The 10,834-nt window shown below is 55.3% G+C and carries 7 protein-coding genes; 6 read left to right on the forward strand and 1 reads right to left on the reverse strand.

Annotation, left to right across the window (positions count from 1 at the left end):
• Positions 1 to 574 precede the first annotated feature (574 nt).
• From HNQ64_RS20995 to HNQ64_RS21015, 5 genes are all read left to right on the forward strand, one after another.
• Positions 575 to 2,107, forward strand: coding sequence for a LysM peptidoglycan-binding domain-containing protein (locus HNQ64_RS20995; RefSeq protein WP_184212441.1), 1,533 nt, complete (start codon positions 575 to 577; stop codon positions 2,105 to 2,107).
• A gap of 102 nt (positions 2,108 to 2,209) precedes the next feature.
• The gene (locus tag HNQ64_RS21000) at positions 2,210 to 3,826 is read left to right on the forward strand and encodes a sialate O-acetylesterase (protein WP_184212443.1); all 1,617 of its coding nucleotides are present in this window, start codon (positions 2,210 to 2,212) and stop codon (positions 3,824 to 3,826) included.
• A 100-nt stretch (positions 3,827 to 3,926) separates the two neighbouring features.
• Entirely contained in the window at positions 3,927 to 5,567 is a 1,641-nt protein-coding gene (locus HNQ64_RS21005; RefSeq protein ID WP_184212445.1) for a fumarate hydratase, read from the forward strand.
• A gap of 72 nt (positions 5,568 to 5,639) precedes the next feature.
• Entirely contained in the window at positions 5,640 to 7,073 is a 1,434-nt protein-coding gene (locus tag HNQ64_RS21010; RefSeq protein ID WP_184212448.1) for a DNA-3-methyladenine glycosylase 2, read from the forward strand.
• Positions 7,070 to 7,579 (forward strand): methylated-DNA--[protein]-cysteine S-methyltransferase, encoded by a 510-nt coding sequence (locus tag HNQ64_RS21015; protein ID WP_184212450.1) that lies wholly within the window; start codon positions 7,070 to 7,072, stop codon positions 7,577 to 7,579. The genes HNQ64_RS21010 and HNQ64_RS21015 overlap by 4 nt, the downstream gene beginning before the upstream one ends.
• Here the strand turns inward: HNQ64_RS21015 and HNQ64_RS21020 are convergent.
• Positions 7,566 to 9,440, reverse strand: coding sequence for a monovalent cation:proton antiporter-2 (CPA2) family protein (locus tag HNQ64_RS21020; protein WP_184212452.1), 1,875 nt, complete (start codon positions 9,438 to 9,440; stop codon positions 7,566 to 7,568). The genes HNQ64_RS21015 and HNQ64_RS21020 overlap by 14 nt on opposite strands.
• A 318-nt stretch (positions 9,441 to 9,758) precedes the next feature.
• Between HNQ64_RS21020 and HNQ64_RS21025 the strand changes: the two genes are divergently transcribed.
• Positions 9,759 to 10,718 (forward strand): class I SAM-dependent methyltransferase, encoded by a 960-nt coding sequence (locus HNQ64_RS21025; RefSeq protein WP_184212454.1) that lies wholly within the window; start codon positions 9,759 to 9,761, stop codon positions 10,716 to 10,718.
• Positions 10,719 to 10,834: the final 116 nt, after the last annotated feature.

Raw genomic sequence — 10,834 nt, forward strand, 5'->3', positions numbered from 1 at the left:
TGATTTTTTTTGCTAAAATCGGGAATCACATCGGATTGATGCTCATAAAAGGCGCATTTGAGATGCTTTTAACTTGATCAGATACAAAATTTTAATTTTCTAAAAAGCATTAAATCAAAATTTATTCTTAATATTTAAACTTGAAAATTGCGTTACGCACGACTTCTTTCGCCTCTTTTTATTTTCCGCTTTTTGCAGCTTTTGGACAAATCGCCGACCTTGGATGAAGAACGGGAAAATAGAAGTAAGACTCAAGTTCCTTAGGTGAAATAAACGTGCATATAGCAATACCATTCAGATCTTCCATCATCGGCCTGGAATGTTCTTTGCTCCCCGTCCCCAGAAAAGAAGGCCTGTGAATTTTAAATTCGGCAGTCCAGAATCGAAATATTTGAGCCGCTGAGATCTTTTTGACGTCCGCACAGATCCTGGGCCCTCTCCAAGTTACTTCATCATTTCGACAGAGTGTCACTTGGTGATTTCAGGCGGCCCGTTCTTTTGTTCCCTCGTGAGGTTTCGCAGAAGGACCAAACCAGTGCTTGTGCTCCGCACGATAAGGGCTTTGATCTCAATTATGGCTACGAAATACCTCCCGTTCGGTGCCTCCCGCGCCTACTGGCTGGCTGCTTTCTCCCTGAGTTTTTTACTCACCGGGTGGATTGCAGTTGCGGAATCGCTTCCCCCCGCAATTCATGTCAAACCGCCATTGCCCAGAGTAGAGCCCGGCCTCGAAAAAGCGGTGCAGTGGCGCTGGCTACCGGAGGCCTCAGACCTAGCCGTCTGGGGAGTTGCCTTACCGCCAGTTTCCACGCCTCAAACATTTTCGGCGGAATCTTCCACTCCTTCCACCCAAAAGAAACCACTGCCTCAGGGTCCCCCACAGGAAACTCAGGAATACGTGGTGGCGAAGGGAGACTCTCTTTATGTCATCGCTCGGCAGAATGGGGTCACGATCGACCAAATCAAGGCCTTCAACCAGATGAAGCGTGATGTCATCGTCGTGGGCCAAACACTGCGTATTCCTAGCCTTACGGATATTCAAGCCATGGCACCACCTCCCGCCCCGGAACCCAAACCCAAGGCACGTGCGCCTAAATCCCCACCTAAGCCTGTTGCTGAAAAAGAACCGGAGGTAAAACTCTTGATCAAGCGCCCCCTGCCCTCCCCAGCCTCCAGCGTGGCGCGCATCGTTCTCATGCAGGCGTATCTGGATCGCCAAACATTTTCCGCTGGGCCCATCGATGGTACAGATGGCCCGTTGTATGATGCCGCATTGAGATCCTACGAAACTGCACACCCAGCAGAACTGAATTCAGAAATGGGCCAGCCAGCCGCCGTGCTTCGTGAAATGGGCGGAGCGTATGCGGAATACCAGTTAAAAGAAGAGGACCTGCGCTGGATCATCCCACAGGCCCCTGCACCGCCAGCCCACACCCGGAAATCTCGTCAAGCACCACCGCCCCCTGAGCCTGCTCTGACGTTTGAAGATCTCACCGCGCCTCCATTTCTTGCTTATCGCAGCGTCTGGGAATTTGTGGCTGAACGCTACCACTGTTCGGAATCTTTTCTGCGCCGCATCAACTCGGGGTTGAAATCCCCCATCCAAGTGGGTGCCCTGTTCTTTGTGCCCAATGTGGTGCCTTTTGAGATTGAAAATGCGCTCACAGAGCCCCTGCAACCTACGGCGGATCCTGCGGCCCCCGTCACGGCCACCATCATCAGCAATTCGCGGCTGGAAATCCGCCGCAGTGGCAAACTCATCGCCAATCTTCCGGTCTCCGTAGCCCGCCCAGGACTGCGTGGGCGTGGAATTTGGAAAATTTTAGACGCCATCGCACGTCCCCGTCTTGTTAGCTCAGGAGATCCCGCTGCGCCCATGACTCCACCGTTGGTTCTCCCTCCAGGTCCCAATAACCCTGTGGGTCCTCTTTGGATCAATCTTGCTAAAGGCAGTGAAACCACACCTTTACCCTATGGTTTGCATGGCACCAGCATCCCTGGCTACATGACACGTCAAGAGAGTGTGGGTGGCTTTCGCATGACCAATTGGGACATCGCCAGGGCGGTGCGGCTGCTGCCTGTGGGCACGCCACTAACCTGGGAGTAAGAGTATCTTGAGGCGCATGCCTGTCCTCAGCCCTTGTATCTGGAGAAAGTCCGTTGTTACGTAAAGGCTACGTCGTGCGTTTACACCGTGCGTATCCTTGCCATGAAGCGTTTCCTTGCATCTCTACTCATCCTGACCAGTCTCCCAGCCTTCGCCGAGGTGACGATGCCTGCGTTTTTCACCGATGGACTCGTGCTGCAACAGGGCAAGCCTGTGGCCATCTGGGGAAAAGCGGCTGCTGATGAAAACGTCAGCGTGACCTTCGCTGGGCAAACCAAAGTCACGCAGGCTGATCTGGAAGGAAAATGGCGCGTGACGCTGGATGCCCTGCCCGCCAATGCCACTCCGGCTGAACTCACCGTGGTAGGCAAGAATACCCTGACGTTGAAAAACATTTTGGTAGGCGAGGTGTGGCTCTGCTCGGGCCAATCCAACATGCAGTGGATGGTGTCACAGTCAGCCAATCCAGAGCAGGAAATGGCGGCAGCCCATTTTCCGCAGATTCGCATGTTCAGTGTCGAGCGTGCCACCGCCATGGAGCCTGCGGCAGATGTTAAAGGGACCTGGAAAGAGGCCAGCCCAGCCAATGTCGGACAATTTTCTGCCGTAGCGTACTTTTTCGGTCGTCATCTTCACCAGGTTTTGAAGGTGCCTGTGGGCCTCATCAATACCTCCTGGGGAGGCACCCGAGTGGAGGCCTGGACCAGCCGGGAATCTCTGGAAGAGCGTCCCTGTGCAGCTCAACTTTTGAGTGATTGGGAAGGCACCAGGCAGTCTTATGATGCAGACGCAGAAGCGAAAAAATTTGAAGCGGCCAAAGCCACCTGGAAAGAACAAGTCAAAGTTATTCAAGCCCAAAATGAGAAGCAGCCAGCTTCTCCAAAAAAGGAGATTCCTGCGGCACCTCGCCCCACGGATGATCCCAACAAAACGCCGCATTACCCTGCCGTGCTTTTTAATGCCATGGTGGCTCCACTGATCCCCTACACCCTGCAAGGGGCCATCTGGTATCAGGGCGAGTCTAACCAAAAGCGCGCTTTCCAATATCAGGAGCTACTGCCTAACATGATCAATGACTGGCGCACGCGCTGGAATGAGGAATTCAGCTTTTACATTGTGCAACTCGCCAGCTTTGGCAACGGCCAGCCCACCACGAAAGATGCCGGTGCAGCCGATACCTGGGCTGAATTGCAGGAGGCTCAATACCTGACCGCCATCACGCTACCGAAGACTGGCCTCGCAGTGATTAACGACATTGGCGAAGAAAAAGACATTCACCCGAAAAACAAACAGGAGGTAGGCCGACGCCTCGCCCTTTGGGCCCTGGCCAAAGACTATGGCAAAACGAGCACTGTGCCCAGCGGCCCGTTGTTTAAAAACAGCATCATCGAAGGTAGCCAGGTACGCATTCAATTCGACTATGCGGGTGGAGGTTTAAAGACACGCGATGGCGGTGAATTGAAGCATTTTCAGATCGTCGGTGCAGACCAAAAATGGGTGTGGGCACAGGCGAAGATTGAGGGCCAGGAAATTGTCGTTTCTAGCCCTCAGGTAAGTGCCCCGGTGGGTGTTCGTTATGCCTGGGCAGCCTGGCCAGAGGGAGCGAATTTAATCAATGCAGAAGGCCTGCCAGCGAGTCCCTTCCGCACGGATGAATTCATCCTCAGCACCATGGGTGTGACCTCGCCTTTTCAGGAAGTGCTCAAGGCAGTGAGATAGCTTCTGCGCACCCAGTCGCATGGCCCCAGGAGATCGCACAGGCTCCCCGCTTTCTCCATTGCCCACGCGCGTATGCTTTTCAAAGTAGAATCCCACCCACATGCCAACGCCCCCTTTTCACTACCAGGAATTGTTTGAACTCGGTCAGGACGATACCGAATACCGCCTGCTCACCCAAGACCACGTCAGCGTGCAAAATTTCGGCGGCAAGGAAGTTCTCTGTGTGGACCCACAGGCGCTGACTTTGTTGGCCAATCAGGCATTTCATGACATCAATTTCTTTCTGCGGCCTAAACATTTGAAACAGGTAGCAGCGATCTTGGATGATCCTGAGGCCAGTGAAAATGACCGCATGGTGGCTCTGACACTTTTGAAAAATGCGGATGTATCCTCCGCAGGTCTGCTCCCCTTTTGTCAAGACACTGGCACAGCCATCATCATGGGCAAAAAGGGCCAACAGGTGTGGACGGGTAGCAGTGATGAAGCTGCCCTCTCCAAAGGCGTGTATGAAGCCTACACAGAGAATAATCTGCGCTACTCCCAAAATGCCGCGCTCGACATGTTCAATGAGAAGAACACGGGTACGAATTTGCCCGCCCAGTTTGATCTGTATGCAACCGAAGGTGAGGCCTACAAATTCCTCTTCATCTCCAAAGGCGGAGGCTCAGCGAACAAGTCCTTCCTTTACCAGGAAACTCGCGCAGTGCTGAATCCCAAGAGCATCGTCAAGTTCCTCACGGACAAGATGCTGTCTCTGGGCACCGCAGCCTGCCCCCCTTACCACCTCAGCTTTGTCATCGGCGGCACCTCGGCGGAGGCCACGATGAAGCATGTGAAACTGGCCTCCACGAAGTACTACGATAACCTGCCCACCACTGGCAATGAGCATGGCCGCGCTTTTCGCGACCTGGAGCTGGAAGCTCAGATGCTGGAGGCTGCGCGCACCTGCGGCATCGGTGCCCAGTTTGGCGGCAAATACTTCGCGCTGGATGTTCGCGTCATCCGCCTGCCCCGCCATGGGGCCTCCCTGCCTATCGGCATCGGAGTCTCCTGCTCCGCAGACAGGCAGGCTAAAGGCAAGATCACTCGAGACGGCGTCTTCATCGAAAAACTGGAAACGAACCCGCTGCAATACATCCCAGAAGAGCTGCGCCATCGCAAAGATACCAACGCGGTCCGCATCGATCTCAACCAACCGATGGAAGCCATCCGCGCGGAATTGAGCAAGCATCCAGTCACCACCCGTCTGCTGCTCAATGGCCCCATTGTTGTCGCGCGCGACATCGCCCATGCCAAGCTCAAAGAGCGCCTAGATGCTGGGGGTGAACTGCCAGACTATTTCAAGGCCCATCCCGTGTATTATGCGGGCCCAGCTAAGACCCCAGCGGGCATGCCCAGCGGGAGCTTCGGCCCCACCACCGCCGGCCGCATGGACAGCTATGTGGACCTGTTCCAAAGCCACGGCGGCAGCATGATCATGATCGCCAAAGGTAACCGTGGACAGCAGGTCACGGATGCCTGCAAAAAACACGGCGGTTTCTACCTGGGTAGCATTGGTGGACCCGCAGCCATCCTGGCGAAAGAAAACATCAAGAAAGTCGAAGTCGTCGAGTTTCCAGAACTCGGCATGGAGGCCATTTGGAAAATCGAAGTGCAGGATTTCCCCGCATTCATCCTGGTGGATGACAAAGGTGAAGACTTCTTCCAGAGCGTCGGCACTGGCTGCTCCGTGAAACATTGATGGTTAGTCCCGTATCACTACCATGTCCGAAAACGGCGAGCGTGAAATGAGATTCTGCGCCATCATTGGTGCATGAATCTCACGGATGACACCTGCTACACGGCGCTCCAGGCACGCGATGCGCGCTTTGATGGGGTGTTTTTTACAGGGGTGAAATCCACGGGTATTTACTGTCGCCCTGTCTGCCCAGCGCGGACACCTGCGGCCAAGTCCTGCGCCTTTTATCCCACAGCGAGTGCGGCAGAAGCGGCGGGTTTTCGCCCCTGCCTGCGCTGCCGCCCAGAGTTGGCCCCTGGTTGTCATGGTAGTTCGCTGGCGGAAGCGATCCTGAGTAGGCTGCAAGAACGTGCTGTCGAGGGGGTGTGGCTGGCAGATCTGGACGCTGATCTCGGGTTAAGCACGCGTCAAGTGAGACGCATCCTAGAAGCCGAATACGGAGTAACGCCGGTGCAGGTGATCCAGACTCAGCGCCTGCTCCTGGCTAAGCAACTTCTCCAGGAAACAAGCCAGCCCGTGAGCGAGATCGCCCTAGCGGCGGGCTTTCGTAGCCTGCGGAATTTCAATGCCCTGTTTCAGCAGCGCTATGGGCTAGTCCCCAGTGCTTGCCGCAGGAAAGTTAGCTCAGGCAGCGATGGCATTCGCCTTCGGTTAGCCTACCGTGCCCCCCTGGCTTGGACGGCATTGATGGATTACTTCCGCAGCCGCCTGGTGCCAGGGGTGGAAGAAATCTGTGGTGCCGAATACCGCCGCACCGTCACACTAGGAGAGGCCACAGGGTGGATGCGTGTGTGGCCGACTGAAGGGGCGGCGGTCTTGAACGTTGAAGTCTCTCCTTCTTTGATGCGACACTTGGGAGCCGTGCAGGCCCGGGTGCGGCGCATGTTTGACCTGGATGCCAGACCCGATGCCATTGAGAGCGTGCTGAAAGCCGATCCTCTTTTGGCTCCCGTCTTTGCCGATTTCCCAGGCCTACGGGTGGGCGGTGCCTGGGATACCTTTGAGCTCGCGGTGCGGGCTGTGCTAGGGCAGCAAATCACTGTCGTTGCAGCGACCACTCTCTCTGGCCGATTGGCCGCCCGTATCGGAAGTAAAATTGAGACACCTTTCCCAAATTTACACCGCCACGCCATCCAGGCAGCCGCTTTGGATATACTCACCGTGGAGGAGATGTGCCAACTCGGGCTGGTGCGTGCGCGGGCGGAAACGCTGAAGCACCTCGCCTCTTTTGCTCTTCAAGGTGGGCTTCAATTTCCCCCAGGATTGGATCACGAGAGCGCCGTGGCGCAGTTGGTCGAGCTCCCCGGCATCGGTCCCTGGACGGCACACTACATCGCCATGCGCGCCCTGCGTTTTCCAGATGCTTTTCCAGCCGCGGATTTAGGATTACGCAAAGCCATTGGCCAGGGTGTTTTGATCCCGACCAAGCAGGCCGAACAACGCTCGCTCGACTGGCGTCCCTGGCGCGCCTATGCCGCTGCGGCCCTTTGGAAAAGTCTTACCCCATGAAACCGACTCGCTATTACACCCACACATCCTCCCCCATTGGAGGCATTACCCTTGTGTCCACAGAGGTGGGACTGTGCGGCCTTTATCTCGAAGGCCAGCGCCACTGGCCGCGCGATGCGGACACCTGGGTGCGAGATGATGAAGGCGCGCGCTTTGATGCCACCTTGATGGCTCTTGCGCGCTACTTCATGGGTAAAGATCTGCGCTTTTCCCTGCCCCTGGATTGGGTCACAGGCACGCCATTCCAACAAAAAGTGTGGCAAGCTCTGTTAGAGATCCCCGCCGGTAAAACCTGGACTTACGGCCAGCTAGCGGAGCGCCTGGCAGCCCCAGCGGCGGTGCGGGCCGTAGGCGCAGCCGTGGGGAAGAACCCACTCTCCATCATCATTCCCTGTCACCGCGTGATCGGGCAAAACGGCAGTCTCACGGGTTATGCGGGAGGGCTAGACCGCAAGCGCTGGCTCCTCACGCATGAGGGCGTGGAACTCCCTGCTATGCTCCTTTAGGCGGCCCGGCGGTGTCCCACGCATCTTCGGCATCCAAGTGCTGACGTTTGAGATCCTGCCGAAACACCGACTCCAAATTTTCTAAATGTTGGCGGGCCATGGAGATGTAAGTGGCCTGGTCTCCCCCATAGTGTTTGGCCAGTTCGCGCACGCTTTCTTCGTCGTAGCAGCGGAAAAGTTCCACCGCACGCACAGCCCGGTGAGCGCGGTAGCCCAGCGCGCGTAAGACATCCACACTCAGATCCAAAGAACTGCCTAACAAATCACGCCGATAGTCCATGATGCCGCGTTTGATCAGCTCATAGGCATGATTGCGACTGGTAGCCCTGGCGAGGATGCGCAGGTGAGGAAATTCATGGCGGACGAGGTCCACGATCTCCAAAGACTTCGCTTCATCATCCACCGCGCAGACGAAGATTTTCGCTTTTTCAGCCCCCGCCGCAGCGAGGAGATCTGCACGGGAAGCATCTCCATAAAATGACTTGAGACCAAAACGGCCCAGCATTTCGACCTGATCCGGGTCATTGTCCAAAACGGTCACGCCAAAACCATTCGACTGCAAGAGACGGCCGATGATGTGACCGAAGCGACCAAAGCCTGCCAAAATCACTGGGTGATCATGGCTTTCCACCACGTCATGCTCGCGGGGCGAGGCCAGTTTAGAAAACCGAGGTTGGATGAGCCGATCATTGGCGATCAGCATCAAAGGAGTCAAAGCCATGCTGATGGCGACAGCCGCATTTAAGGGCCCCGCTAACTCGGGACCGACCAACCCTAAACCACCTGCTGTCCCGAGCAGAACAAAACAAAATTCGCCCCCCTGAGCCAGGGCGCAAGAAAAGATGAACGAAGCGCCCCAGCCAAGCTGAAAAAGCCCACCAAGTGACAGGAGCACCAGAAACTTCACTGCGATAAGCCCGAAAACGAGGACGGCAATCAGGCCGGGCTGCGCCACCACCAAGCCCAAGTTTAACCCGGCCCCAACCGCCATGAAGAATAACCCCAACAACAGGCCTTTAAAGGGTTCCACATCCGCTTCCAATTGATGCCGATATTCGCTTTCTGCCAAAACGACCCCTGCGATAAACGTGCCCAACGCGGCAGAGAGCCCCACGAGTTGCATGAGCCATGCTACACCTGCCACCACCAGCAAAGCGACGATGGTGAACATCTCCCGCAGCTTAGATGCCGCCACATAACGGAAGACGTATCGCAGAAAGTAATGCGCCACCACGACCACAGCCACCACGGCACCGATCGTACACAAGGTCTGTGCCCACTGCGGCAGGTGGGCCAGGGCAGATTCATGGCCATGCGCATGCTCCGCCTCCCCTGCCCCGCCATTTGCTTTCGCCAGCCAAGGTAGAGCCGCCAAAATAGGGATGACGGCAATGTCCTGAAATAACAGGACGGAAAAGCAGGCCTGACCTCCTCGGGTATTCAGCAGTTTCCTTTCCGCCAAAGACTGGATGACGATAGCGGTGGAGGACATCGTCAAAATGAGCCCCACCGTAACGGCGATAGGCCAGGTCAGCCCCAAAGCCAGCGCGATTCCTGAGACTGCAGCAGCAGTGCCCAAGACCTGCGCACTGCCGGTGCCTAAAATAGGCCCTCGCAACCGCCAAAGCAAACTCGGCCGGAGTTCCAACCCCACGACAAAGAGCATCATCACGACGCCGAATTCCGCAAAGTGCTGCACATCTTCCACCTCACCAACCAAACCCAAAAGCGAAGGGCCGATGACGATGCCTGCCAATAGATAACCCAAGACAGATCCCAACCCCAATCGCTTCGCTATGGGCACGGCGATGACAGCAGCGATAAGATAGACAACGGCCTGAAAAAGGAACTCGGGAGACATGAAGCGTAAATCTAAAGTTTGGCAGTAAAACTCTGCCATTAAGAAGGCGGTAAACTGCACTCAACTGTCCAAAAAGCACCCTTATCATGGTCCTTTTTGAGTCATTCCGCCCACTAGCGACGCAAATTTGCACACCACCTACCTTTTTTGAATCCGAAGAATCCCATTCTTCGGAATGACTAGAATGGAGGTGAATTTTCAGAAACAAAGTTTCCTCAACAACTCAATTCGCATTTTGCCCGGCCTTATATCTCGGTTATTTTAACAAAATACTTCCACTTATTACCAAGTGGTCCCGATATTTTAAAAATAAACGAGATGCCGCCTCCCTACTCCATCCTCACCGCTGAGTCGCCGGTGCTCTATCGGCGTGATTCGCATCTCTTGAATGCTTTCGACGAGTTGCTACATGACTTCCTCAGCAAAGGAGGGCCGCGCCCGCCAGAATACAGCGTGCTCAATCGCGCCGTCCGTCACTTGGGGGATGCTGTGCGTGGGGGCAGCCTGAGCCTGGAGGAAGTCTCGGATTACGTGCGCGAAATGACGCAACTGCACCTGCCTGGTACCATGCAGGCTGAGGCGCTCGCCCGCAAATATGGCTACAGCGGTGATTTTGAAATCATCGACCATATCTATACCCGGCGAACACAGACAGATCCAAATCTGCGCTTATGGGATCTTTATTTTCATAGCCAAGCGGCCCCGGTCGCTGTGCGGAATCGCAAAGCCTACTTCCAAGACTTAATGGCCAGCCACCTGGAGCATCACCCTAGGGGGCAACCCCTCTCTGTCCTTAATGTGGCAAGCGGCCCGGCGCGGGATGTGCGGGAATTTTTCATGAACACTCCCGACGCGGACGTGCAGATTGATTGTGTGGATATGGACGCTCATGCCATCGCTTATGCTCAAAATCTCTGCACACCTTGGGAATCCAGGTTGCGCTTTCACCACCGCAATGTCCTGCGTTTTGTCCCCACACGCGGGTATGATCTCACTTGGTCTGCCGGTTTGTTTGATTATCTGAGCGATCGGCTTTTTGTCCATGTGCTGAAGGCCATGATGGCCGTGACCAAGCCCGGCGGAGAGGTGGTGGTGGGGAACTTTTCAGACTTCAACCCGAGCCGCGATTACATGGAACTGCTGGGCCACTGGCAGCTCATTCATCGCAGCCGGGAGACTTTAACCGCCTTAGCAGCCAGAGCTGGGGCCTCCCCAGACCAAATCCAAATTCACTGGGAGCCTGAAGGCGTGAATTATTTTTTACATATTCAACGCTAAACTTTAATTCCCCATAGATCTGAAGAAAATTCGTAGAATATTGACTTTAAACCACATAGCAAGGGCGTGCTGCGCCCGGCAAAAGACCCAAAGAATTAGTTGCTAGCCTTTCTCGA

The organism is Prosthecobacter dejongeii (assembly GCF_014203045.1).
Lineage (GTDB): Bacteria > Verrucomicrobiota > Verrucomicrobiia > Verrucomicrobiales > Verrucomicrobiaceae > Prosthecobacter > Prosthecobacter dejongeii.

Coding starts and splice junctions, on each gene's coding strand:
- HNQ64_RS21025 (WP_184212454.1), top strand. CDS start 9,759: ATGCCGCCTCCCTACTCCATCCTCACCGCTGAGTCGCCGGTGCTCTAT.
- HNQ64_RS21000 (WP_184212443.1), top strand. CDS start 2,210: ATGAAGCGTTTCCTTGCATCTCTACTCATCCTGACCAGTCTCCCAGCC.
- HNQ64_RS20995 (WP_184212441.1), top strand. CDS start 575: ATGGCTACGAAATACCTCCCGTTCGGTGCCTCCCGCGCCTACTGGCTG.
- HNQ64_RS21005 (WP_184212445.1), top strand. CDS start 3,927: ATGCCAACGCCCCCTTTTCACTACCAGGAATTGTTTGAACTCGGTCAG.
- HNQ64_RS21020 (WP_184212452.1), bottom strand. CDS start 9,440: ATGTCTCCCGAGTTCCTTTTTCAGGCCGTTGTCTATCTTATCGCTGCT.
- HNQ64_RS21010 (WP_184212448.1), top strand. CDS start 5,640: ATGAATCTCACGGATGACACCTGCTACACGGCGCTCCAGGCACGCGAT.
- HNQ64_RS21015 (WP_184212450.1), top strand. CDS start 7,070: ATGAAACCGACTCGCTATTACACCCACACATCCTCCCCCATTGGAGGC.